Genomic DNA, 24,321 nt, shown 5'->3' on the forward strand with positions numbered 1-24,321 from the left:
CCGTTTCCGCTCGCTCTCTTGGCGGTCGATCAGTAGCCTCTGGTCAACACTGACCATGAACATGGCCGGATCGCCGTGGCGACTTGTTGGAGACATCGATGGAGCGTCCCGCCTGGGCACCGCAAGGCATCGACATTTCGGTGCCGAGCGTGTCCCGAATGTATGACTTCTATCTGGGCGGATCGCACAATTTCGAGGTGGACCGGGAAGCGGCCCGTAAGGCCATGGAGTTCCTGCCGGGGCTTCCCAAGATCATGCAGGCGAACCGCGCCTTTATGCGCCGGGCCGTGCAGTACGCCGTGACCGAGGGCATCAGCCAGTTCCTGGACATCGGCTCCGGTATTCCGACCTTCGGAAATGTCCACGAAGTCGCCCAGGCGGCCGACCCGGCCGCCAAGGTGGCGTACGTCGACCACGACCCGGTCGCCGTCGCGCACAGCCAGGCCGTGCTCGAGGGCGTCGACAACGCGGTGATCGCCGCCGCCGACCTGCGCCGTCCCCAGGACATCCTGAAGAACCCCGCGATCTCCGGGCTCCTCGACCTCGACCGGCCGGTGGCGCTGCTCCTCGTCGCGGTGCTGCACTTCGTGGAGGACGCCGACGACCCGTACCGCGCGGTCGCCGAACTGCGCGAGGCGCTCGCCCCCGGCAGCCTGCTCGTCCTGACCCACGCCTCGTACGAGGGGATACCGCTCACCGAGGCTGAGGCGGGCGGTGCGGTCGGCGTCTACCGCGACATCCGCAACCCGCTCATCATGCGCTCGCGCACCGAGGTGAGCCGGTTCTTCGAGGGGTACGAGATGGTCGACCCCGGCCTCGTCTCGATGCCCGACTGGCGTCCGGACACCCCGGTGACGGAGGGTCAGGAAGACCCGTTCGCCTTCTCGGGCTTCGCAGGAGTGGGACGCAAGGCGTGAGCATCCCTGCCCAGGCGTCCGGAGCCCCGGACGCGGAACCGGACGGTCCCGAGGGCCGGCTCCGAAGATTCGCCACGATCTGGAGCCGGGCGATCTTTCCGTCCACGGCCACCCACATGACCCGCAAGGAGTTCGAACAGCATCTGCTGCCGCTGGCACGCGAGCTGAGCGAGATCCTGCACGCGCGGCCCTTCGACCCGGCGCCCGCGCACGGGGTCGGGGCCGCGCTGGTCGCCGCGCACTGCACCGACCCCGACGCCCTCAGCTCGACACTCGGCGTCATCGACTCGTACCTGGTGCTCTACTGCGGGGGCAACGGCACGCTGGAGCTGCCGACCGAGGACGGCAGAGCTCGCTGCGCACGGATGCAGCACGCGCTCGCCGGCGGATTCACGCTGGCCCTGCGGGAGCGGACCCTTGCCGAGCAGGAGGCCATCGCCCGCTCGGCGCTCACCGCCCGCTCCCATGCCGAACACGCCCTGCATGCGACGGAGGCACGGTTTCGCGCCGTGTTCAAGGACGCGGCGATCGGCATCGGCATCGCGGACCTCGAAGGCAACATCCTGGAGGTCAACGACACGCTCACCCAGATGTTCGGCGGCCTGGAGCACCATGTCCGCAGCCACAAGGTGAACGAGTGGGTCCACCCCGAGGACTCGCCGAACGTGTGGAAGTACTACAACGAGCTGGTACGCGGCGAACGCGAGCATTACCACGTCGAGAAGCCCTACTACCGCAACGACGGCACCGTCCTGTGGACCAACCTCACGGTGTCGCTGCTGCGGGACTCCGAGGGCACGCCCGAGTACCAGCTGGCCCTCATGGAGGACACCACCGAGCGCCGGCTGCTCAACCTGCGGCTGCGCTACGAGGCGACGCACGACGCGCTCACCGGGCTGCCCAACCGGACGCTGTTCTTCGAGCGGCTGGAGAAGACCCTCGCGGCGAAGGGCGGGACCCGCTTCGGGCTCTGCTACCTGGACCTCGACGGCTTCAAGGCGATCAACGACAGCCTGGGCCACGCGGCCGGTGACCGGCTGCTCGTGGAGGTAGCGGACCGGCTGCAGAGCTGTGCGACCGCACCGGGGGAGATGGTGGCGCGACTCGGCGGCGACGAGTTCGTGGCCCTGACGACCGGGCCCCACACGGAGGACGAGGTCGACGAGCTGGCCTGCCGGATACTCGGGGTGCTCGCCACGCCGATCCGGCTCGACGGCCGCGAGCTGACGGTACGGGGGTCCATCGGCGTCGTCGAGGGGCCGGCGGCCGGCGCGCGCACCGCCGCAGAGGTGCTGCGGAGTGCCGACATCACGATGTACCGGGCCAAGTCGGCGGGCGGCAACCGCTTCGAGCTCGCGGACGCGGAGGCCGACGCACGTGCGATCACGCGGCACGGGCTGACCACGGCACTGCCGGCGGCGCTGGACCGGGGTGAGTTCTTCATCGAGTACCAGCCCCTGGTGCACCTCGGTGACGGCAGCGTGCACGGTGCCGAGGCGCTCGTGCGGTGGTGCCATCCGCAGCACGGCGTGCTCGGCCCCGACCGGTTCATCCCGCTCGCCGAACACACCGGCCTCATCGTGCCGTTGGGGCGGTGGGTGCTGGAGGAGTCGGTGCGCCAGGCCAACTTCTGGAAGGAGCGGCACAGCGACGGCGGGCCGCTGCGGATCAACGTGAACCTCTCGCCGACCCAGCTGCACCACCCGCGGCTGGTCGCCGAGACGGTCGACGTGCTGGAGCGCTCCGGCCTCGAACCGGGAGCACTCTGCCTGGAGGTCACCGAGTCCGCCCTGATCGGCGCCGATGACGATCTGCTCAAGCCGCTGCGGCAACTGGCGGAGATGGGCGTCGACATAGCGCTCGACGACTTCGGTACGGGCTACTCGAACCTGGCGAATCTCCGCCGCCTGCCGGTGAGTGTGCTCAAGCTGGACCGTTCGTTCACGCAGGGTATGCAGCAGCACCCGGCCGACCCGGTCGACCTGAAGATCGTCGAGGGCATCGTGTCGCTGGCCCACAGCCTGAATCTGGCCGTGACGGTGGAGGGCGTGGAGACCGGCGCCCAGGCGGAGCAGCTGCGGCAGCTCGGCTGCGACACGGCCCAGGGGTGGTACTACGCCCGTCCGGGCGCTCCGGACCGCATCCACGCGCTGCTGCTGGCCGACGCGGTGTGAGGGGGGCGGGGCGGGAGGAGCGCGGTCGTCGTCGGGCACCGGGAGCTGTTCTCCCGGACGGCGGTCAGGCCTGAGAGCTGTTTCCCGGACGTCGGCCGGGCCTGAGGACTGCCCTCACCCCGGACGGGCGTGAGGGCAGTCGGACGCCGGACGGGTACGGGCCTGCCCCGCAGGCCGTACGTGTCCGGCGCTTGGGGACAGGCGGCGGACTCGCCGCGCACGCTCCCGAGCCCGCCGCGCACCCTCACCCGGCAGCCGGACCCTGCCCCCGCCCCAGCAGCATCCTCTGCAGCTCCCGCGCTGCCCGAGGCGGAGCCACATCGCTGCGGTGGGCCAGTGCGATCGTCCGCCGCAGTCCCGGCGCGGCCAGCGGCGTCGTCCGCAGGTCGTGCCCGGCCCGGTTCGCCACCATGCTCGGTACCACCGCGACGCCGAGCCCCGCCCGTACGAATCCGAGGACCGCGTCCATCTCGCCGCCCTCCACGGTGAACGACGGCTCGAAGCCCTCGGCCCGGCACGCGGCGACGGTCAGCTCTCGCAGGTCGTAGCCGTGCCGGAACATCACCAGCGGTTCGCCCTGGAGGTCGGAGATCCGGACCCGTCCCTTCCGGCCCGGCTCCGGCCCCGCGGCCGACGACACCACGACCAGGTCCTCGTTCAGCAGTTCCACCGTGGTCAGCGCCGGCGACGCGGCCGGCAGGGGGAGTGCCACCAGCGCGAGATCCAGCGCCCCGCGCGCCAGCTGCCGTACGAGGTCGTGCGAGCCGCCCTCCTCCAGCAGCAGCTGGATCCCCGGGTGCAGATCGTGGAACGCCCGCAGGGCGTCGGGCAGCAGTCCGGTGCAGAGGCTGGGCGTGGCTCCGAGCCTGATGCGGCCCCGGCGCAGCTGGACCAGCTCCTGCACCTCGTGCCGTGCCGTGTCCGCGTCGGCGAGAATCCGGCGGGCCAGCGGCAACAGAGCCTCTCCCGCGTCCGTCAGCGCGATGTTGCCCCGGGCCCGGCTGAAGAGCTCGGCGCCCAGCTCCCTCTCCAGTGCCTTGATCTGCTGGGAGAGCGAGGGCTGGGAGACGTGTACCTCCTCGGCGGCGCGGGTGAAGTGCCGGGCCTCGGCCACGGCTACGAAGTAGGCGAGCTGCTGGAACTGCATGAGGCGACGATAGCGGTAATGATAGGGAACGCCTATGGACATGAGCCAGTCCATCTCTTGGACTGATTAACCCCTCCGGCCTTAGCGTCGTATCCATGGCACTGGCAACACGGACGGACCGGCGGCCGTCCATGACGCGCACGCTCTGGAACTCGACCGTCGGCAAAAAAACGATCATGGCCGTGAGCGGCCTGGCCATGCTCCTCTACCTGGTCGCCCACATGATCGGGAACCTGAAGATCTTCTTCGGGTCCGGGGAGTTCAACCGTTACGCCCACTGGCTGCGCACCATGGGCGAGCCCGTCCTCCACCACGAGTGGGCGCTGTGGCTCGTCCGCGTGGGGCTGGTCGCCGCCGTCGTCCTGCACGCGGTGTCCGCGTACCAGCTCAGCCGCCGCGACATCCGGGCGCGTTCCAGCAAGTACGTTCACAGGAAGCCGCGCGCGAGCTACGCCACACGCACCATGCGCTGGGGCGGGATCATCCTCGCGCTGTTCATCGTCTGGCACATCCTCGACCTGACGACCGGCACCGCGCATCCGGGCGGCTTCGAGTCCGGACGCCCGTACCAGAACGTCATCGACACCTTCTCGACCTGGTACGGCAACGTCGTCTACATCGTCGCGGTGCTCGCCCTGGGCCTGCACGTCCGGCACGGGTTCTGGAGCGCGGCACAGACCCTCGGCGTGGGCAACGCGACCCGCGACCGTGTCCTCAAGGCGACGGCCGACGTCCTCGCGCTGGCGCTGACGGCCGGATTCGTCTCCGTACCCGTCGCTGTCATGACCGGAGTGGTGAGCTGATATGAGCGACTACACGCAGTACGCGACGGGCGCACCGCTCGTCGACGAGAAGGCCCCCGCCGGCCCCGTCGCCGAGCGCTGGGACACCCGCCGCTTCGAAGCGAAGCTGGTCAACCCGGCCAACCGCCGCAAGCACACCGTCATCGTCGTCGGAACCGGCCTCGCCGGCGGGTCGGCCGGTGCCACACTCGCCGAACAGGGCTACCACGTCGTCCAGTTCTGCTTCCAGGACTCGCCCCGCCGCGCCCATTCCGTCGCCGCCCAGGGCGGCATCAACGCCGCCAAGAACTACCGCAACGACGGCGACTCCGTGCACCGGCTCTTCTACGACACCGTCAAGGGCGGAGACTTCCGCGCCCGCGAGTCCAACGTCCACCGGCTCGCGCAGATCTCCGTCGAGATCATCGACCAGTGCGTCGCCCAGGGAGTGCCCTTCGCCCGCGAGTACGGCGGACTCCTCGACAACCGCTCCTTCGGCGGGGTCCAGGTCTCCCGCACCTTCTACGCCCGCGGCCAGACCGGGCAGCAGCTCCTCCTCGGCGCCTACCAGGCACTCGCGCGCCAGATCGCGGCAGGCAACGTCGAACTCCACGCCCGTACGGAGATGCTCGACCTGATCGTCGTCGACGGGAAGGCGCGGGGCATCGTCGCCCGCGACCTGATCACCGGGAAGATCGACACGTACTTCGCCGACGCCGTCGTACTGGCCAGCGGCGGATACGGCAACGTCTTCTACCTCTCGACGAACGCCATGAACTCCAACGCCACCGCCATCTGGCGGGCCCACCGCCGCGGCGCGTACATGGCCAACCCCTGCTTCACCCAGATCCACCCCACCTGCATCCCGCGCACCGGCGACCACCAGTCGAAGCTGACGCTGATGAGTGAGTCGCTGCGCAACGACGGCCGCATCTGGGTGCCGAAGGCGAAGCGCGACGAGCGGCCCGCGAACGAGATCCCGGAGGACGAGCGCGACTACTACCTGGAGCGCGTCTACCCCGCCTTCGGCAACCTCGTCCCCCGCGACATCGCCTCGCGCGCCGCGAAGAACGTCTGCGACGAGGGGCGCGGAGTGGGCCCCGGCGGGCAGGGCGTCTACCTCGACTTCGCCGACGCCATCGCCAGGATGGGCAAGGCGAAGGTCGAGGAGAAGTACGGCAACCTCTTCGACATGTACGCCCGCATCACCGCCGAGAATCCGTACGAGACACCCATGCGGATCTATCCGGCCGTGCACTACACGATGGGCGGGCTCTGGGTCGACTACGACCTCCGGACCACCGTCCCCGGCCTCTTCGCGATCGGCGAGGCGAACTTCTCCGACCACGGCGCGAACCGGCTCGGTGCCTCGGCGCTGATGCAGGGACTCGCCGACGGCTACTTCGTCCTGCCGTCCACGATCAACGACTACCTGGCCCGCAACCCGCACACCGGCGAGGTCGACGCCGCGCACCCGGACGTCGCAGCGACGGTCGCGGAGACCGAGGACCGGATCAACCTGCTCCTCGCCGTCGACGGCGACCGCACCCCCGACTCCTTCCACCGGGAGATCGGTGAACTCATGTGGGAGTTCTGCGGCATGGCCCGCACCGAGGAGGGGCTGCGCAAGGCCCTCGACCGACTCCCGCAGATCCGGGAGGAGTTCTGGCGCCGCATCAAGGTCCCGGGCACCGGCGAACAGTTCAACCAGTCGCTGGAGAAGGCCAATCGCATCGTCGACTACCTGGAGCTCGCCGAGCTCATGTGCCTCGACGCCCTGCACCGCGCCGAGTCCTGCGGGGGTCACTTCCGCGAGGAGTCACAGACCCCCGAGGGCGAAGCCGCCCGCCGGGACGAGGAGTTCTCGTACGTCGCCGCCTGGGAGTTCTCGGGCACGGGCGACGCCCCCGTCCTGCACAAGGAAGACCTCGTCTTCGAGTACGTCCACCCCACTCAGCGGAGCTACGCATGAAGCTCACCCTGCGCGTCTGGCGCCAGCAGAACGCCGAAACGCCCGGCGCCATGGCCACCTACGAGGTCGACGGCATCTCCCCGGACATGTCGTTCCTCGAGATGCTCGACACCCTCAACGAGGAGCTCATCCTCGACGGGGACGAGCCTGTCGCGTTCGACCACGACTGCCGCGAGGGCATCTGCGGCGCCTGCAGCCTCGTCATCGACGGCGACGCCCACGGCCCGGAACGCACCACCACCTGCCAGCTGCACATGCGGTCGTTCAAGGACGGCCAGACGATCGACGTCGAGCCGTGGCGGGCCTCCGCCTTCCCGGTCGTCAAGGACCTGGTCGTGGACCGCTCGGCCTTCGACCGGATCATCCAGTCCGGCGGTTACATCTCCGCCCCGACCGGCACGGCACCCGACGCGCACGCGACGCCCGTGCCCAAGCCGGACGCGGACTTCGCGTTCGAGCACGCCGAGTGCATCGGCTGCGGTGCCTGCGTGGCTGCCTGCCCCAACGGCTCCGCGATGCTCTTCACATCGGCGAAGGTGAACCACCTCAACGTGCTGCCCCAGGGCGCACCCGAGCGTGAGACCCGGGTCCTCGACATGGTCGCCACCATGGACGAGGAGGGTTTCGGCGGCTGCACCCTGACGGGTGAGTGCGCCACGGCCTGCCCGAAGGGTATTCCGCTGCCGTCGATCGCCGCGATGAACAAGGAGTGGCTCCGCGCGACTCGGAAGGTGCGCCGCTGAGGCCTCCCGTCCGCCGGTTCGTCCTCACCGCGTGTCCGCGAGCACGTCACGGGAGCCGCATGGCCCGCGCCAGATACGGCGCCGTGCGGCTTCCCGCCGACCGTGCGACCTCCGCCGGTGTGCCCTCGGCGACGATCCGGCCGCCCTCGTCGCCGCCGCCGGGTCCGAGGTCGATCACCCAGTCGGCGCCCGCCACCACGGCCATGTCGTGCTCCACGACCACCACCGTGTTGCGGGCGTCGACGAGGTGGTGCAACTGCCGCATCAGCACCTCCACATCGGCGGGGTGCAGCCCGGTCGTCGGCTCGTCGAGCAGATACAGCGTGCGTCCGCGACGGGTGCGCTGCAGTTCGGTGGCGAGCTTGATGCGCTGCGCCTCCCCGCCCGACAGCTCGGTGGCGGGCTGGCCGAGGCGCAGGTAGCCGAGCCCCACATCGATCAGCGTACGCAGGCTGCGTTCGGCCGTCGGAGTCCCCGCGAAGAACACGGCCGCCGACTCCACGGTCAGGTCCAGCACCTGCGCGATCGTGAGCCCGCGAAGGGTGACCTCCAGGGTCCGCGGGTTGTAGCGCGCGCCGTGGCAGTCCGGGCAGGGCGTGTACGTACTGGGCAGGAAGAGCAGCTCCACGGAGACGAAACCCTCGCCCTGGCAGGTCTCGCACCGGCCGCCGGCCACGTTGAACGAGAACCGGCCCGCCTTGTACCCCCGCTCCCGCGCCGCTTCCGTTGCGGCGAACAGCTTCCGTACCGCGTCGAAGAGCCCCGTGTACGTCGCCAGGTTGGAGCGCGGGGTCCGCCCGATCGGCTTCTGGTCGACCTGGACCAGCCGGTCCACCGCCTCCAGCCCCTCCGCCGACGCGCAGCCCGTCGTCTGCGGAGTACCCGGGAGGTCCGCGGCGGAGGAAGCCTGCCGGTCGGCGAGCACCCCGGCCAGCACCTGCCCGACCAGGGTGGACTTGCCCGACCCGGAGACCCCGGTCACCGCCGTGAACACCCCGAGCGGGAACGCGGCGTCGGCGCCGCGCACGTTGTGCCGCTCGACCCCGTTGAGCTTCAGCCATCCCGACGGCGTACGGGGCTCCCGCGCGGGAGCCGGGGCCTCGTCGAAGAGGAACCGGCGGGTCGCCGACTCCGCCACGTCCACCAGCCCGGCCGGCGGCCCGCTGTGCAGCACCCGGCCGCCGTGCTCACCCGCGAGCGGCCCGACATCGACCAGCCAGTCCGCCTGCCGCACCACATCGAGCTGGTGCTCCACCACGAACACCGTGTTGCCGGAGTCCTTCAGCCGTCCCAGGACCGTGAGAAGGGACTCGGTGTCCGCCGGATGCAGCCCGGCCGAGGGCTCGTCGAGCACGTACACCACCCCGAACAGGCCCGACCGCAGCTGCGTGGCGAGACGGAGACGCTGCAACTCGCCGGAGGACAGCGTTGGGGCCGTACGGTCGAGACTGAGATACCCCAGCCCCAGCTCCGTCACCGTCTCGATCCGGGCCAGAAGGTCGGCCGTCAGCACGTGCGCCGTCTCGCCGCCGCCCGTCCGGTGCAGCACCGCGGCGAGAGCGGCGAGGGGCAGGGCTGCCAGCTCCGCGATCGTGCGGCCGCCGAAGGTGACGGCCATCGCCTCGGGCCGCAGCCGGCTGCCTCCGCAGACCGGGCAGGGCGCACTGGTCAGAAAGCGTTCGGCCTTCGCGCGCAGCGTCGTGCTCCGGGAGTCGGCGAAGGTGTGCATCACATAGCGCCGTGCGCTCATGTACGTACCCTGATAGGGCCGTTGGATGCGGTGCGCGTCCCGTACCGGATGGACCGTCACCACCGGCTGCTCGTCCGTGAACAGGATCCACTCCCGGTCCTCCGGTGCCAGCTCCCGCCACGGCCGGTCCACGTCGTGGCCCAGCGCGTCCAGCACGTCGCGCAGGTTCTTGCCCTGCCAGGCGCCCGGCCAGCCGGCGATGGCACCCTCCCGGATCGACAGGGACGGATCGGGGACGAGCAGGTCCTCGGTGGTGCGATGGACGCGGCCGAGCCCGTGGCACTCGGGACAGGCACCGACAGCCGTGTTCGGGGAGAACGCGTCGGAGTCGAGACGCTCCGCGCCCGGCGGATAGTCACCGGCCCGGGAGAACAACATGCGCAGCGAGTTCGACAGTGTGGTGACCGTCCCGACCGATGAGCGCGACCCCGGCGCCGAGCGGCGCTGTTCGAGGGAGACGGCGGGCGGAAGCCCGGTGATCTCGCCGACGTCGGGAGCGCCCACCTGATGGATCAGCCGGCGGGCGTACGGTGCCACGGACTCGAAGTAGCGGCGCTGGGCCTCCGCGTAGATGGTCCCGAAGGCGAGCGAGGACTTGCCGGAGCCCGAGACGCCGGTGAAGACGGTCAGGGTGTCGCGGGGGATGTCGACGTGGACGTCCTGGAGGTTGTGCTCACGGGCGCCGCGCACCCGGACGTACGCATCGTGGGGGGTGTGCATGGACGCGGCTCCGAACCGTTCGGCGTACGCATGGATGAACGCACAGAGGAACGCAAAGTAGGGGAAACGGCAGATTCTAGGCGGCGCAGAGGCGGGGGAGCAGTCGCTGCCTCACGCGCCGGTCAGGCCTGCGAGCCGGGCCAGCCTCCGCAACGAGTCCACCATGCCTTCGCGGTCGTAGGTGCTGGTGGTGACCAGCACCTCGTCCGCCCCGGTCTCCTCGATGACCCGTTCCAGTTCCCCGGCGACCTGCTCCGGCGTACCGGCCACGTGCCCGCGCAGCCCGCTCTCGTAGAGGCCCCGCTCCTTCGCCGTCATCGTCAGCGCCTCGATCCGCCCGGCCGGGGCGAGTGGCGGGAAGGAGCCGTGCGTTCGCGCGTACGCCATGGACCAGGCTTCCGGGACGAGCAGCCGCCGGGCTTCAGCCTCCGTCCCGGCGACGGCGACCGTGCCGGCCACGACGACGTACGGGGTCTGCGTCCAGGTGGAAGGACGGAAGTCCTTGCGGTAGCCCTCGACGGCGCGCACGAGCTTCTCGCGGCCGCGCAGATCGCCCACGACCAGGGGCAGGCCGGCCGCCGCGGCGATCGAGGCGCCCTCGCCCGTGGCCAGGACGTAAGGCGGTATGCGCAGGCCCTCGGCCGGACGGGCGTGCACCTGCGGGTGGCTGCGCTGGGTGCCGTCCAGCCAGCCGAGCAGTTCGGCGAGTTGCACGGCGAAGTCGTCGGCGTCCGCCTTGTCGCGGCCCAGCGCCGTGCGGATGCCGTCCGTGAAGCCCACCGACCGGCCCACGCCCATGTCGACGCGCCCGGGGAACAGGGAGGCGAGCACCCCGAACTGCTCCGCCACGACGAGGGGCTGGTGATTGGGCAGCATCACTCCACCGGTGCCCACCCGGATGGTCGAGGTGGCGGCGGCGACGGCCGCTGCGAGCACGGTCGGCGCGGAACCGGCGATTCCGGGCACGCTGTGGTGCTCGGAGACCCAGAAGCGGTGGTAGCCGAGGGCTTCGGCCGTCCCGGCCAGTCGTACGGTGTCCCGCAGCGCCTCGCCGCCGTCGTGCCCCTCGCGCGTACGGGAGCGGTCGAGGACGGAGAAGCGGGTGCGTGCGATCACGGAGCTCACGCCTGGTTCAACGCGTGCGCTCCGTCGTGATTCCCGGGATGCCCGCGGAGTCTCTAGGCTCAGCCGTGTGAGAGACGATGCCCGGCCGCTGGCCGTTTTCGATCTGGACGGGACGCTGGCGGACACCGCCCACCGTCAGCACTTCCTGGAGGGAGCCCGGCGCGACTGGAAGGGCTTCTTCTCCGCAGCCGTCCACGACCCGCCCCTGGCCGAGGGCGTCCGCCTGGTGCTCGCCAGCACACAGGAGTGCGACGTCGTCTACCTGACCGGCCGCCCGGAGCGCTGCCGTCGCGACACGCTGGCCTGGCTGGCACGCAACGGACTGCCTGAGGGGCGTGTGTACATGCGTCGCAACGACGACCGGCGGCCGGCCCGCCGCACCAAGCTGGAGGTCCTGAAGCGGCTGGGCCGGGAGCGTGAGATCCGGGTCCTCGTCGACGACGACCAACTGGTCTGCGACGCGGCCGAGGCGGCCGGATTCACGGTGGTGCGCGCCCGTTGGGCGATGCCCTCGCCCGAACTCGAGGACGCGCAGGAACGCGAGGGGCGTACCTGACCACGTGAAGTGGCTGGTCAGGTGCTTTCGTCGAGCCGGAAGCCGACCTTGAGGCCCACCTGGTAGTGCGCGATCCGCCCGTCCTCGATGTGGCCCCGCACCTGTGTCATCTCGAACCAGTCGAGATTGTGCAACGTTTCCGAGGCTCTGGCGATGCCGTTGCGGATAGCCGCATCGACTCCTTCCTCGGAGGTTCCTACGATTTCGGTGACCCGATACGTGTGATTGGACATCAAATGTCTCCTCTCGTGCTTCCACGGTGCCCTACCCGGGCGCGGCGCGCGAGGCATCGGGTCGGGCGATCTGCCCTGACCGGCCCTTGACCTACCCATTGGTCCATACCAAAATCCAGCCACACGCCCGTGCGAGCGCCGCCCGCAGTCCCCCACACCGGGTCCCTGTTCCGTCGTGCCGTTTCGCAGAAGGTGACCACGTGAAGAACCGCTTGCTGTCCGGAGCCGTCGCGCTCGTGTCCTGTGTAGTCCTGAGCGGCTGCGGCCTCGTTCCCGGTGGGGGCGGAGGAGATGTCACGGTCACGGTGTGGCTGATGAAGGACAGCGTCTCGCAGGACTTCCTGGACCGCTTCACGGAGTCGTACGAGAGCGACAACCCCGACGTCCAGCTGGAGTTCGAGATCCAGGAATGGGGCGGGATCGGCCCCAAGGTCATCGCGGCCCTCGGCAGCGAGGACGCGCCGGACGTCATCGAGGTGGGCAACACCCAGGTCGCCCAGTACGCGGAGAGCGGCGGACTGCGTGACCTCACCCTCGAATCGATGCGTGACCTCGGCAGCGAGGACTGGCTGCCCGGCCTGGCCGAACCCGGCAGCATCAACGGGATGCAGTTCGGGATCCCCTGGTACGCGGCCAACCGCGTGGTGATCTACAACAAGGAACTCTTCGCCAGGGCAGGCATCAAGTCCCCGCCCCGCACCCGCCAGGAATGGATCGAGGACACCGAGGAGCTCAACAGCTACGGCACCCAGGGCATGTACCTCGCCGGTCAGAACTGGTACGTGCTGGCGGGGTTCATATGGGACGAGGGCGGTGAGCTCGCCGACGAGAACGGCGGCGACTGGCAGGGCGCCCTGCACTCTCCCGCCGCGCTCAGGGGTATGGACTTCTACAAGGAGCTCCAGGCACTCGGCAACGGTCCCAAGGACGCCGACGAGGAGAAGCCCCCGCAGACCGACGTCTTCGCCAAGGGCGACGTCGCCCAGATCATCTCCGTGCCGGGCAGCGCCGCCCTGATCGAGCAGAAGAACCCGGAACTCAAGGGAAAGCTCGGCTACTTCCCCATCCCCGGAAAGTCGGCGAAGGCCCCGGGCTCGGTGTTCACCGGCGGTTCGGACCTGATCGTGCCGAAGAAGGCCGATCAGCGCAGGGCGGGGATCGACGTGATCAAGGTGCTCGCGAGCAGGAAATGGCAGACCGAACTGGCCAGGGCCATGAGCTACGTACCCAACAAGCCGAGCCTCGCCCCCGTGATCGAAGGTCAGGAAGGCACCGCGGCGATGGCCGAAGGGGCCACCCGTGGCCGCGCCACCCCCAACTCGCCCCAGTGGGCGGCCGTCGAGGCCGCCAACCCGATCAAGCCGTACATGACCGCCGTACTCCAGGGCGGTGACCCGGTCGCCGAGGCCACCGCGGCGTCCGAGCGCATCACGGCGATCCTGGCACGCAGCTGACCATCGCCTTCACGGTCGGCCGGTGTGGACGCCACGGAGTTTGCCGATGGCGAAGCCCGGGAACTCCTGGCCCAGGCCGAGGTCTCGCACGGGCCGGGCGGCAACCCGGCCCACGAGGGCGCCGAGGCCTGAGCAGTACGTCCCGTTCCCGGCCGGGGTGGAAGCCGAGGCCGGGCGCATTATCGACAGCACGGAGGTAGGCACCATGCCGCTCAAGGGCGAGTACGAGCCGAGCGCGACAAAGCTGGTCAGGGACCAGGTGGAGCTGTACGAGAGCTCCGGGGGCACCGAGGGAACCACGCTGGGAAGCCTGGTCGGTCCGGACGACGAGAGGCGGCGGGACCTGCCCGTCGTCATTCTGACCACCTTGGGCGCGAAGAGCGGCAAGATCCGCAAGACCCCGCTCATGCGGGTGGAGCACGAGGGCACGTACGCGGTGGTCGCCTCCTTGGGCGGTGCCCCCAAACACCCCGTCTGGTACTACAACGTGGTGGCCGACCCCAGGGTGGAGCTCCAGGACGGTCCCGTGCGCCAGGACATGGTGGCGCGCGAGGTGACCGGGGAGGAGAAGGCCGTGTGGTGGGGCAGGGCCGTCGAGGCGTACCCGGACTACGACGACTACCAGAAGAACACGGACCGGGAGATCCCGGTCTTCGTCCTGGAGCCGGCACCCCGGGAGCACTGACGCGGCGCAGCCGGTCAGCCGACGGACTCGCGCCGGAGGGGTTCGCGCCCGGGATTCAGCCGTCGCACATCCCCGCTCTCCGTTGCGGTCACGTCGAGTCAAGCCGGTCACGGAAGAAGTAAGGGGCCGGGCCGTCGCGGTTGCGCGGCGGCCCGGCAGCCGCCCTCGCTGATCCGTCCCCGGAGACTGCCATGACCGCGCTGCCCCTCGCCCCGATCACCCCCGCACCCGTCACGGACACGGCCGCCGCCCCGGCCTACCGGGTCTCGCTCGCCGTCGACCAGGAGGACGTGCGCGCAGCCCAGCGCCTGCGCCACCAGGTCTTCGCCGGCGAGCTCGGCGCCCTGCTCGACAGCCCCGAGCCCGGACTCGACAGCGACGCCTTCGACGCCTACTGCGACCACCTGCTGGTACGCGAGACGGCCACCGGTGACGTCGTCGCCACCTACCGGCTGCTGCCCCCCGAGCGAGCCCGGGTGGCCGGGCGCCTCTACGCGGAGGGCGAGTTCGACCTCGGCAGGCTGGCGCCCGTCCGGGACGACCTCGTCGAGGTCGGCCGGTCGTGCGTCCACCCCGCACACCGGGACGGCGCCGTCATCGCACTCATCTGGGCCGGACTCGCCCGCTACATGGAGCGCGGCGGCCACAACTGGCTCGCGGGCTGCTGTTCCATACCCCTCGCCGACGGTGGCGCGGCGGCCTCCGCCGCCTGGGACACCGTACGGGCCAGGCACCTGGCACCCCAGGAGTACTGGGTCACCCCGCACCGCCTCTGGAGCGCCACAGGTCCCACCGGAACCCCCGCGGCACGCGCCGCCCTTCCGCCGCTGCTCCGCGGCTACCTCCGCCTCGGGGCCTGGGTCTGCGGAGCACCCGCGTACGACCCCGACTTCAACGTCGCCGACCTCTACGTCCTGCTCTCCCTGCGCCGCACGGACCCGCGCTACCTGCGCCACTTCCTCTCCCTCGCGCCCCGATGAACGGCTGGCTGCCCGTCGCCCGCTGCACGCCGCAGGACTGCGCCGCGCACCCCGGCACGAGGCGGGGGCCGCTGCCCGCCGCCGTGCTGCTCGCGGCCGGATGCCTGCTCACCCTGCTGGGTGTGATGTGCGTGCCCGCCGTACTGCTCCTGCGCGCCTCCCGCCGTGACCGGCTGATCCGCCGCTGGGCGTACGCGGTGGTGCGTGCCTTCGGCGTACGGGTGCTGGTCACCGGGGAGCCGGTGGGAGACCGGGCGGGTGTACGGGGGGAGTCGCCGGTCGGCGAGCTGGTGGTCGCCAACCACGTCTCGTGGCTGGACATCCCGCTCGTTGCGGCCGTGCTTCCCGGCCGGATGCTCGCCAAGAAGGAGATCCGCGACTGGCCCGTGCTCGGTCCGCTCGCCGCCATCGGCGGCACGCTCTTCATCGAGCGGGACCGCCTGCGCTCCTTGCCGCAGGCCGTGAGCGCCGTGGCGCAGGCGCTGCGGGCAGGGTCCAGGGTGGTGGTCTTCCCGGAGGGCACCACCCGCTGCGGGCGTGGGCCCGGCGGGCGGTTCGGTCCCGCGGTGTTCCAGGCGGCGATCGACGCGGGCGCCTCCGTCCGCCCGGTACGGCTCGGCTACCGCGTCACGCGGCGGGGCCCCGCCCTCACGGCCGGGGCACCGGCGGTGAGGGCGGGGCCCCGCGGTGACCGGTCAGCGGGCCGTCCGTGCCCTTCGGGCGGCCACGGGGACCACACGGGCGCGGTCGCGTTCGTCGGGGACGACCCTCTGGCCGCGTCCCTCTGGCGTGTGGTGACGGCCGCCGGGCTCACGGCGGAGGTCCGCGTCCTACCGCCGGTCCCGGCGGCGCCCGGGACCGGCAGAGGTGCGCTCGCCCGCGCGGCTCAGAAGGCCGTCGCCAGCGACAGCGCGAAACGGCCCGCCGTGTCCGTCCACCAGTGACCGAGCCGTAGCCCGGCGTCCGCCAGTTCGCCCCGTACGCGGTCTTCGCGGAACTTCGCCGACACCTCCGTGCGCATCTCCTCCCCGGCCGCGAACGTCACCGCGAGGTCCACCTCCGGGATCTTCACCGTGAGGTCCCGGCGGGCGCGCAGACGCATCTCGATCCACTCCGCGCGCGGGTCCCACACCGCGACGTGGTCGAAGTCGTCGAGGAGGAAGTCGGCCCCCAGCTCACGGTTCATGACGGACAGCACGTTCTTGTTGAACGCCGCCGTCACCCCGGCCGCGTCGTCGTACGCCGCGACGAGCGTGGCCTCGTCCTTCACCAGGTCGGTGCCGATCAGCAGACTGTCGCCGGGGGAGAGCAACTCCCGCACGGAATGGAGGAACTGCCCCCTCTCCTCCGGCAGCAGGTTCCCGATCGTCCCGCCGAGGAACGCGACCAGCCGCGGCCCCGGCGTCTCGGGCAGACGCAGGACATGGGTGAAGTCGGCGATCAGCGCGTGCACCGAAAGGCCGGGCCGCTCGGCGAGCAGGATGTCGGCCGCGCCTCTCAGCGCGCTCTCGCTGACGTCGACGGGCACGTAACTGTGCAGTTCCGGAAGGGCGTCCAGCAGATGCCGGGTCTTGTCCGAGGAGCCGGAGCCGAGTTCGACCAGGGTCCTGGCCCCCGAGGCCTCCGCGATCTGCGGGGCGCGGGCGACGAGGATCTCGCGCTCGGCGCGCGTCGGGTAGTACTCGGGGAGCCGGGTGATCTCCTCGAACAGTTCGCTGCCGTGCGCGTCGTAGAACCACTTGGGCGGCAGGGTCTTCGGCTGCCGGTTGAGGCCGCTGAGCACGTCGGCGCGCAGCGCCGCGTCCGTCGCGTCCACCGGCAGGGTGCGGGTCAGTCGGAAGGGACTCACGCGGTGGGCTCCTTGAGCGGGGTCAGCAGTACGTCGGTTCGGGTCGCGGTCAGCAGGGTGCGGTCGGGAACCTCGCGCCACAGCGGATCGTCGTCGTACGGCTCCGAGGCCACCACCGTGCGGCGGCCCGGCTCCGTGAGGTACCAGAGGGTGTCGCCCCAGGCGGTCGCCACGATCGTGGAACCGTCTGTGAGCAGCAGGTTCAGCCGTGAACCGGGGGCAGGGACGGCGATGTCGATGACGGTGTCGGCGACGGCCTGGGGGAGGGGGTCGCCTTCGGCGATCCGGTGGCGCACGAGTGCCCAGATCAGGGCGGAGTCGCTGCGTGCGGCCAGGCTGAGCAGTGCGGTCGCGGGCAGGGTGGCGGCCGGCCGTGCCAGGGAGGCCGGCCAGCCCCGCACCGCTCCGTTGTGGCTGAACAGCAGGCCGTCCGCGGCGAACGGGGCGGCAGCGGCCTCACCGTCCGCACCCGCCTCGGTGGCATCACGGACAGCGGCGAGGAACGCCGAGCTCCGAACGACCCGGGCGAGGTCGGCGAACGTCTCGTCGCCCCATATGGGGCCCTTGCGCCGGTAGCGGCCGGGAACCGGGTCCCCCTCCGCGTACCAGCCGACCCCGAAGCCATCGGCGTTGACGGTCCCGTACCTCTGTCGGCGTGGCTCCCAGGACTGGCGTATCAGGGAGTGCGCGGGTGCTTCGAGGATCTGGCCGAGCGGCACCGGATCCCCGACGTAGGCGAGATGACGGCACATCAGGCGCTCCTCGCGGTGCGGAAGCCGGAGAAGATCTGCCGACGCACCGGGAGGTCCCAGTTGCGGAACGTGCCCCGGCAGGCCACCGCGTCCACCGCGAACGACCCCCCGCGCAGCACCTTGTGCTCCGGGCCGAAGAACACGTCGGAGTACTCCCGGTACGGGAACGGAGCGAAGCCCGGGTACGGGAGGAAGTCGCTCGACGTCCACTCCCACACGTCGCCCATCAGCTGGCCCACGCCGAGCGGCGACCTGCCCGCCGCATAGGCACCGGCCTCGGCCGGACGGAGGTGGCGCTGCCCGAGGTTGGCGTGGTCCGGGGACGGGTCCTCGTCACCCCACGGATAGCGCAGCGAGCGCCCCGAGGCGGGGTCGTGCCGGGCCGCCTTCTCCCACTCGCTCTCCGTGGGCAGCCGCCTCCCCGCCCAGCGGGCGTACGCGTCCGCCTCGTACCAGCTCACGTGCAGCACCGGTTCGTCGCGCGGCACCGGCTCCGTCACGCCGAAGCGGCGCCGCAGCCACTGACCGGCGTCCCGGCGCCAGAACAGCGGAGCCGTCAGCTCGTGCGCCTTGACCATGTCCCAGCCCTCCGGCGCCCACCAGCGTCGTTCGGAGTAGCCGCCGTCCTCGATGAAGCGCTCGTAGTCGCCGCACGTGACAGGGGAGGTGTCGATGTGGAACTCCGCCACCTCCCGCCGGTGTGCGGGCCGTTCGTTGTCCAGCGCCCACGGATCGGCCGAGGTACCCATCGTGAACGGACCACCGGGCACCAGGACTTCGGCCGGCAGAGCCGCCGCGTCCGTCGGGGCGGGCGGCTCCGGCGCGGAGAGCGCGGCAGGGCCGGCGCGCAACTGATGGGTGATCAGCATGGTCTCGTCGTGCTGTTGTTCGTGCTGCGCGATCATCCCGAAGGCGAACCCGGCCCGTACGAGCGGCCGGCCGCCCTCGTGCAGCGGGGTCCCTTCGAGGATGTCCAGAGCCCGGCCGCGCACGTCCGCGGCGTAGGCCCGCGCCTCGGCTGGCGGCAGCAGCGGCAACGAGGGGCGGCTCGCCCGCGAGTGCTCGAAGGCGTCGTACAGGCCGTCGATCTCCGGACGCAGCGCCTCACGGCCCCCGACCGCCCGAAGCAGCCATTGCTCCTCCTGGTTGCCGATGTGCGCCAGATCCCAGACCAGAGGAGACATCAACGGGGAGTGCTGCGCGGTCAGTTCACCGTCGTCGACGCTGTCGGTGAGCAGGGAGGTGCGCTCGCGGGCCGCCAGGAGCGCGGCGAGGGCACGCTGCCGAAGAGCTTCGGGGTCCAGTTCGACGGATGTGGACGCGAGGTCCGGGAAGCCGTCGGCGGAGAGGTCGGTCATGAGTGGATGCCCCTTCCCTGGAGCGGTGCGCCGTCGTGTGCTCGGTCGGTCAGGTCGTCGGCCGGACAGCGTCCCCGGGCGACGAACCGGTCATGGAAGTCCGCGACGGCGTCCCGGACGGTCTTGCTCGCCCCGGTCCGCGGCAGCGCGTCCAGCGCCACCTCGAAACAGGTGATCGCCGCCGCTCCCAGCTCCGGGTCACTCAGTCCGTCACGGGCGGCGGCGGTCCACAGCGGATTGCGCGGGGCGGCCAGCGGGCCCGCCGTCTCGGCCAGCGGTTTCACGGCCCGGTACACGGATTCCGCGGCCTCCGGATCATCGAAAAGGGCCGTGGTGACGGCGAGCGGCACGAGCCACCCGTCCTCACCGCTCTGCGCGTCGATCATGCGCAGTTCGAGGTGACCGCGTGGCCGGACAGGCGGGAAGAGGGTGGTGAGGTGGTAGTCGAGATCGGCCTGTTCGGGTGGCCGCGGCCCGCCGCCCCGCATCCAGTCCCGGAACGTGAGCCTGTCGGGAACCTCCCACGGCCCGTCCGCACCGCCCCGGATGCACATCACCGGGGTGTCGAGGGTGTGCGCGGTCCAGGCGTCGCGCGGCGCGAGACGGCAGGACGGCGCGAGCGACCGTGCCGGATCGAGTTCGGCCCACAGCGCCTGCCGGGTGGAACGCCACCCCGTGACCCGCCCCTGCCGGAACGGCGAGTTCGCGAACGCGGCCACGAGCACGGCACCCAGCAGATGTGCCAGATGCCACCGCCGCCCGTACCCGAGCGGCCCCGGTTCCTCCTCACCGGCGTCCAGGCACACCTGGATGGACGCGGACGTGCACATCATGGCGCGACCGGCCGGTCCCGACCGGTCGAGGGAGCGCTCCATGGCGGCGTAGCGCGGCTCGCGCAGCAGACGGCGCGGGCTGTGCCACGGATCGACCCCGAGTCCCACGAGGGCGAGACCCGCCGGCCCGAGCGTGTCGCGTACGGCCGTCAGATCCTTGGCGATGGCGTCGACGCACTCCGTCAGGGAGTCCGCGGGAGCGGAGCTGAGCTCCAGCTGACCGCCCGGTTCGAAGGTCAGGGACGCGCTCAGGGGCAGGGCGCGGACGGCGTCCGTAGCCACGCCGAGCCGGTCCTCCGCGACGGGAACGTGCGGATGTTCAACGTCGTGAATGAGCCATTCGAGTTCCACGCCGACCTTGCGGGGCGGTCCCGTCTTGAAGCAGATGCCGCGCAGTAAATCCTCGGCATCGCTCTCACCGAGGGGGGCGCCGCACTCCGCCTTACGGTCTGCTCCGGGGCTTTCCGGGGGCATGTTCGGTCCTCCTGTCCAGGTACCTCCGCACCACCCAAACCCCTTCCGGGAGATCGCACAAGGGTGCCCTCGCCGAGCGGAAATCCGCTTGCGCCCATGCCGGAGGAACGCCGACGATGCCCCGTATGCACCACATGGGGGCGCGCCGATGAGCGCGAGACTGCGCGGTATCGCGCGCGAGACCGAGGCCATCGTCGAGGCGGGTGGCTACCGCACGGCCGACGGCCGCGAGGTCAGTATCGAACGCGCACTGACCGCCGCGCTCTCCGGCACCCGGCTGTACGGCCCCGGCCCGGTCCCCGTCGCCGTCCTGGACACCGACCGTGTCACGGCCTTCGAGGTGACCGGCGAGAGCAGTCTGCAGGCCGCACACCGGCTCACCAGCGAGGCGACGGGCAAGGTCGCCGTTCTCACGTACGCCTCGGCCCGCAATCCGGGTGGCGGCTACCTGAACGGCGCACAGGCCCAGGAGGAAGCCCTCTGCCGGGGTTCGGCGCTGTACGCGACCCTGCTGCGGGCCCCCGAGTTCTACGCCCACCACCGCGCGGAGAGGAGCACCTTCTACTCCGACCGGGTGATCCACTCGCCCGGCGTCCCGGTCTTCCGTGACGACCGGGGGCGTCTCCTCGCCACCCCGTACACCGCGGGGTTCCTCACATCCCCGGCACCCAACGCGGGAGTGATCCACAGCCGGACGCCCCAGGAGGCGGACCGCATCCCGGACGTCCTCGTCAGCCGCGCCGAACGGGTGCTCGAAGTCGCCGCCGTGCGGGGCTACCGCAGGCTCGTGCTCGGCGCCTGGGGCTGCGGCGTGTTCCGCAACGACCCCGCGCAGGTGGCCGGCGCGTTCCGCGCGCTGCTCACCGGCGGTGGCCGGTTCGCGGGTCACTTCGAACAGATCGTCTTCGGCATCCTCGACCGAGGTCCGGACTCCGCCACCCGGGCGGCGTTCACGCGGACGTTCGCCGATCAGCGCCAGCCGTAGCGCTCCCGCAGCCGACCGGCCACACGATCGAACCGCTCCCGGTCCAGTGCGCAGGCCTCCCGTCGCATCCCGTCCTCGTGCACCCGCAGCAGCCGGTCGAGATCGACCCAGGACTGCCGGCCGGAGCTGTCCCAGGGCCCCGCGCCGAGCGCCACCCACTCACGGTCCATGTCGTGCTGCTTGCTGGAGAGCTGTACGGCCAGCAGGGTCCCGCCGTCCTCACGCGCCACGACCAGCACGGGCCGGTCCTTGCCGCGCCCGTCGTTCTCCTCGAACGGCACCCAGGTCCAGACGATCTCCCCCGGGTCGGGATCGCCGTCCCGGTCGGGTGCGTAGGAGGTGCGGACCGGGCCCGCGTCGCGCGGGTCCGCCTCCGTCGTGGCGGTCGGACCGTTGCGGCCGGGAAAGTCGGACGAGCTGTCAGTGGTGGCTGAGCTGTGCAGGAACGTCATCAGGACACCGTAGAACCTGTACGGCCCATTCCACGGAGCGGGGCGGCTGAATGGCCATCAGGCTCGACCACATGGTCATCGGAGTCCTCGCACATCCCTGCCGTACCGTCGCCCTCACCGTCGCAGGTCTGCTCGCAGCAGCCCTGCTCCCCACGGCGTCTGCCGTGGCGTCAGCCCCGCTGCCCGCCCGCCCGACCCCGCCACCCCCCCTCTCGACGAACGCTCCCGGCCCCGAGCCCGAGGCCCCCGCGGGCGGCGGCGCCGCCCTGCCGCGCACCGTGTCGGCGTGGCTGCCCTACTGGGACCAGGAGGGCGCCTACCAGAACGCCCTGCTCCACGCGGACCAGCTGCACACCGTCAGCCCCTTCTGGTACCAGGCGATCTCGGCCGGCCGGATCGACCCGCACCCGGGCGCCGGCGAGCGCCGCATCATCGACGGACTGCACCGAGCCGGGGCGAAGGTCGTCCCCACCGTCATGGAGACGATGAAGAAGGGCGCCCTCGCCGCGATCCTCACCGACCCCGCCCAGCGCAAGGAACACGCCGACGCGCTGATGCGCACGGTGGCCACACGCGACTACGACGGCCTCGACCTGGACTACGAGTCCATCGCGGCGACCGGTGAGAGCACCTACCGTCAGGTCCGCGACGGCTTCACCGCCCTCGCCACCGACCTCTGCGCCCGCCTCCACGAGCTGCGCAAGCAGTGCGTGATCACGGTGTTCCCGAAGACCAGGACCACCGGGCGCATCTGGGACTACGCGGCGATCGGCCGCGTCGCCGACCGGATGCGGATCATGGGCTACAACCTGCACTGGTCGAGCGGCACACCGGGCCCCATCTCCGACACCGCCTGGTACGAGGACATCCTGACCCGGGCCACCGCCCTGGTCCCGGCGGAGAAACTGGAGATGGGACTGCCCGCCTACGGCTGGGACTGGCCGTCCGACCCGGCGAGCGAGGCCAAGACCGGGCACGTGACGTGGAAGACCGCCGAAGCCCTGCGCCGCAAGGAGGGGGCGCCGTACCAGTTCGACGAGGTCTCAGGAACTCCGCACTTCAGTTACCTGGACGGCGACGAGCGCCGCGAGGTCTGGTACCAGGACGCCCGCGGAGTCGCCACGCACATGCCGGTGCTGCGCCGCCACGGCGTCCGCAACACCGCGATCTGGGCCCTGAACTTCGAGGACCCCGCCGTGTGGCCGGTCCTCGCCCGGGGCTGATCACCGTCCAGCCGGTGCCGCGCCCGGTGCCCCCGGCGCACGGGCGCGGCGGAGGGGTCTGGAAGACTGCCCGACGCCATGAGCCAGTTACCCGAGCAGCCCGCCGCGGCCACCGTGCCGACCAGCGCCGACGTGGCGCGCGTGGCCGGGGTCTCCCGGGCCACCGTGTCCTACGTACTGAACAACAACGCGACCGTGCGGATCAGCGAACAGACCCGCCGCAGAGTCAGGGAAGCGGCGTCCGGCCTCGGTTATGTCCCGCACGCGGCGGCCCGCAGCCTGCGCGCCGGACACAGCCGGATGGTGCTCCTGCCCTCCTGGCACAGCCCATCGGGCCCGCTCCACCAGCGCTTCTTCCATGCCCTCCAGTCCGATCTGCGCCGCCTCGACTACACCGTGGTGCAGTACGGCAGCGCGGGGCTCGACGCGGACGGGGCGGCCAGGTCCTGGGCCGAGCTGCGCCCGGTCGCGGTCGTCTCTCCCGGCGGACCCGCTCTCACCCCGTACGGCATAGACGTCCTCACCCGTTCCGGTGCCAAGGCCGTCATCACGCTCGGCCCGCAGCCGGTCGAGGGAGCGCACGCCCTCGTCATGGACCAGCGGGTGGTCGGCAGCTGCGCGGTCGCGCACCTGCTGGCCCGGGGCCGTCGTCGGATCGGCGTGGTCCTCCCGCAGGAGCCGGGCCTCGCCCTGTTCGGCGAACCACGGCTGGCCGGCGCCCGCCGCACCGCGGAGGCGGCAGGCGCGAGCGTCCTGCCGCTGCCCCTGCGGTACGAGGAGGAGTCGGCGGCCCGACTCGCGGCCGGATGGCGGACGTTCGGCCTGGACGCCGTCTTCGCCTACAACGACGAGTACGCCATGCTCCTGATGAGAGCACTCCAGGACGCCGGTGTCGCGGTCCCGGGTGAGACCGCCGTGATCGGCGCGGACGACCTCATGCTCGGCAGGCTGCTGCGCCCCCGACTCAGCACCGTCCGGATGGAACTGGCGGCCGGGCAGGCACCCGCCGAGCTGATCGACCGGCTGGTGCGCCACCCCGGCGGAACCCCGGAACGCCACGACCTGCTGCGCGCCTCGGCCGTGCCGCGCCAGTCCAGCTGAAACCGCCGCCCCGGGGGTTGCGACGAAGTGCGCCGCGCACACCGGATGTCTAGCGT

At 71.3% G+C, this 24,321-nt stretch carries 22 protein-coding genes; 13 read left to right on the plus strand and 9 right to left on the minus strand.

Annotated elements, in window-relative coordinates:
- The first annotated feature begins 98 nt into the window (after positions 1-98).
- Both AB0C82_RS11785 and AB0C82_RS11790 read left to right on the plus strand, forming a co-directional pair.
- A complete protein-coding gene (locus AB0C82_RS11785; protein WP_362839292.1) occupies positions 99-917 on the plus strand; it encodes an SAM-dependent methyltransferase in 819 nt (272 codons plus the stop codon).
- Complete coding sequence (locus tag AB0C82_RS11790) at positions 914-3,091, plus strand: EAL domain-containing protein (RefSeq protein WP_362839295.1); 2,178 nt, start codon at positions 914-916, stop codon at positions 3,089-3,091. Before AB0C82_RS11785 ends, AB0C82_RS11790 begins: the two co-directional genes overlap by 4 nt.
- A 244-nt stretch (positions 3,092-3,335) precedes the next feature.
- On the opposite strand, the gene AB0C82_RS11795 is transcribed toward AB0C82_RS11790, so the two are convergent.
- A complete protein-coding gene (locus tag AB0C82_RS11795; protein WP_362839298.1) occupies positions 3,336-4,238 on the minus strand; it encodes a LysR substrate-binding domain-containing protein in 903 nt (300 codons plus the stop codon).
- A gap of 95 nt (positions 4,239-4,333) precedes the next feature.
- Here AB0C82_RS11795 and AB0C82_RS11800 point away from each other — a divergent pair, with 95 nt between their 5' ends.
- Genes AB0C82_RS11800 through AB0C82_RS11810 form a run of 3 tightly spaced genes read left to right on the plus strand, consistent with a single transcriptional unit; the run spans position 4,334 to position 7,735 of the window.
- The gene (locus tag AB0C82_RS11800; protein WP_362839301.1) at positions 4,334-5,041 is read left to right on the plus strand and encodes a succinate dehydrogenase; all 708 of its coding nucleotides are present in this window, start codon (positions 4,334-4,336) and stop codon (positions 5,039-5,041) included.
- A 1-nt stretch (position 5,042) separates the two neighbouring features.
- Positions 5,043-6,992 carry a fumarate reductase/succinate dehydrogenase flavoprotein subunit gene (locus tag AB0C82_RS11805; RefSeq protein WP_362839303.1) on the plus strand — a complete coding sequence of 650 codons (1,950 nt, stop codon included), beginning with the start codon at positions 5,043-5,045 and terminating at the stop codon, positions 6,990-6,992.
- Complete coding sequence (locus tag AB0C82_RS11810; RefSeq protein WP_362839306.1) at positions 6,989-7,735, plus strand: succinate dehydrogenase/fumarate reductase iron-sulfur subunit; 747 nt, start codon at positions 6,989-6,991, stop codon at positions 7,733-7,735. Before AB0C82_RS11805 ends, AB0C82_RS11810 begins: the two co-directional genes overlap by 4 nt.
- A gap of 46 nt (positions 7,736-7,781) precedes the next feature.
- Here the strand turns inward: AB0C82_RS11810 and uvrA are convergent, their stop codons facing one another.
- On the minus strand, positions 7,782-10,205 hold the full coding sequence (gene uvrA, locus AB0C82_RS11815) for an excinuclease ABC subunit UvrA (protein ID WP_362839308.1): 2,424 nt from the start codon (positions 10,203-10,205) through the stop codon (positions 7,782-7,784).
- Positions 10,206-10,316: 111 nt separating this feature from the next.
- On the minus strand, positions 10,317-11,330 hold the full coding sequence (locus AB0C82_RS11820) for an MsnO8 family LLM class oxidoreductase (protein WP_362839310.1): 1,014 nt from the start codon (positions 11,328-11,330) through the stop codon (positions 10,317-10,319).
- Positions 11,331-11,397: 67 nt separating this feature from the next.
- Here AB0C82_RS11820 and AB0C82_RS11825 point away from each other — a divergent pair, with 67 nt between their 5' ends.
- Positions 11,398-11,886, plus strand: a complete 489-nt coding sequence (locus AB0C82_RS11825) for a hypothetical protein (protein ID WP_362839313.1) — start codon at positions 11,398-11,400, stop codon at positions 11,884-11,886.
- Positions 11,887-11,903: 17 nt separating this feature from the next.
- Here AB0C82_RS11825 and AB0C82_RS11830 read toward each other — a convergent pair whose 3' ends face one another.
- The gene (locus tag AB0C82_RS11830) at positions 11,904-12,119 is read right to left on the minus strand and encodes a dodecin (RefSeq protein ID WP_362839316.1); all 216 of its coding nucleotides are present in this window, start codon (positions 12,117-12,119) and stop codon (positions 11,904-11,906) included.
- A gap of 200 nt (positions 12,120-12,319) precedes the next feature.
- Between AB0C82_RS11830 and AB0C82_RS11835 the strand changes: the two genes are divergently transcribed.
- The 4 genes from AB0C82_RS11835 to AB0C82_RS11850 all read left to right on the plus strand — a co-directional run bounded on the left by AB0C82_RS11835 (position 12,320) and on the right by AB0C82_RS11850 (position 16,182).
- Positions 12,320-13,573, plus strand: coding sequence for an extracellular solute-binding protein (locus AB0C82_RS11835; protein WP_362839319.1), 1,254 nt, complete (start codon positions 12,320-12,322; stop codon positions 13,571-13,573).
- Between the two features lie 205 nt (positions 13,574-13,778).
- A complete protein-coding gene (locus AB0C82_RS11840; RefSeq protein ID WP_362839322.1) occupies positions 13,779-14,258 on the plus strand; it encodes a nitroreductase family deazaflavin-dependent oxidoreductase in 480 nt (159 codons plus the stop codon).
- A gap of 191 nt (positions 14,259-14,449) precedes the next feature.
- On the plus strand, positions 14,450-15,238 hold the full coding sequence (locus AB0C82_RS11845; RefSeq protein ID WP_362839325.1) for a GNAT family N-acyltransferase: 789 nt from the start codon (positions 14,450-14,452) through the stop codon (positions 15,236-15,238).
- Positions 15,235-16,182 (plus strand): lysophospholipid acyltransferase family protein, encoded by a 948-nt coding sequence (locus AB0C82_RS11850; protein WP_362839327.1) that lies wholly within the window; start codon positions 15,235-15,237, stop codon positions 16,180-16,182. The genes AB0C82_RS11845 and AB0C82_RS11850 overlap by 4 nt, the downstream gene beginning before the upstream one ends.
- Here AB0C82_RS11850 and egtD read toward each other — a convergent pair.
- Genes egtD through egtA form a run of 4 tightly spaced genes read right to left on the minus strand, consistent with a single transcriptional unit; the run spans position 16,125 to position 20,504 of the window.
- Entirely contained in the window at positions 16,125-17,087 is a 963-nt protein-coding gene (egtD, locus tag AB0C82_RS11855; protein WP_362839328.1) for an L-histidine N(alpha)-methyltransferase, read from the minus strand. The genes AB0C82_RS11850 and egtD overlap by 58 nt on opposite strands.
- On the minus strand, positions 17,084-17,839 hold the full coding sequence (gene egtC, locus AB0C82_RS11860) for an ergothioneine biosynthesis protein EgtC (protein ID WP_362839329.1): 756 nt from the start codon (positions 17,837-17,839) through the stop codon (positions 17,084-17,086). Before egtC ends, egtD begins: the two co-directional genes overlap by 4 nt.
- The gene (gene egtB, locus AB0C82_RS11865; protein ID WP_362839331.1) at positions 17,839-19,197 is read right to left on the minus strand and encodes an ergothioneine biosynthesis protein EgtB; all 1,359 of its coding nucleotides are present in this window, start codon (positions 19,195-19,197) and stop codon (positions 17,839-17,841) included. The genes egtC and egtB overlap by 1 nt, the downstream gene beginning before the upstream one ends.
- On the minus strand, positions 19,194-20,504 hold the full coding sequence (egtA, locus tag AB0C82_RS11870) for an ergothioneine biosynthesis glutamate--cysteine ligase EgtA (RefSeq protein WP_362839334.1): 1,311 nt from the start codon (positions 20,502-20,504) through the stop codon (positions 19,194-19,196). The genes egtB and egtA overlap by 4 nt, the downstream gene beginning before the upstream one ends.
- 148 nt (positions 20,505-20,652) lie before the next feature.
- Here egtA and AB0C82_RS11875 point away from each other — a divergent pair, with 148 nt between their 5' ends.
- Positions 20,653-21,489, plus strand: a complete 837-nt coding sequence (locus AB0C82_RS11875) for a TIGR02452 family protein (RefSeq protein WP_362839337.1) — start codon at positions 20,653-20,655, stop codon at positions 21,487-21,489.
- Here AB0C82_RS11875 and AB0C82_RS11880 read toward each other — a convergent pair.
- A complete protein-coding gene (locus AB0C82_RS11880) occupies positions 21,474-21,941 on the minus strand; it encodes a type II toxin-antitoxin system PemK/MazF family toxin (RefSeq protein WP_362839339.1) in 468 nt (155 codons plus the stop codon). The genes AB0C82_RS11875 and AB0C82_RS11880 overlap by 16 nt on opposite strands.
- A gap of 50 nt (positions 21,942-21,991) precedes the next feature.
- On the opposite strand from AB0C82_RS11880, the gene AB0C82_RS11885 reads away from it, so the two are divergent.
- Together AB0C82_RS11885 and AB0C82_RS11890 are read left to right on the plus strand one after the other, a co-directional pair.
- Positions 21,992-23,164 carry a glycosyl hydrolase family 18 protein gene (locus AB0C82_RS11885; RefSeq protein ID WP_362839342.1) on the plus strand — a complete coding sequence of 391 codons (1,173 nt, stop codon included), beginning with the start codon at positions 21,992-21,994 and terminating at the stop codon, positions 23,162-23,164.
- Between the two features lie 78 nt (positions 23,165-23,242).
- Complete coding sequence (locus AB0C82_RS11890) at positions 23,243-24,265, plus strand: LacI family DNA-binding transcriptional regulator (protein ID WP_362839345.1); 1,023 nt, start codon at positions 23,243-23,245, stop codon at positions 24,263-24,265.
- The last annotated feature ends 56 nt before the right edge of the window (positions 24,266-24,321 follow it).

This window comes from Streptomyces sp. NPDC048560, from assembly GCF_040650955.1.
Lineage (GTDB): Bacteria > Actinomycetota > Actinomycetes > Streptomycetales > Streptomycetaceae > Streptomyces.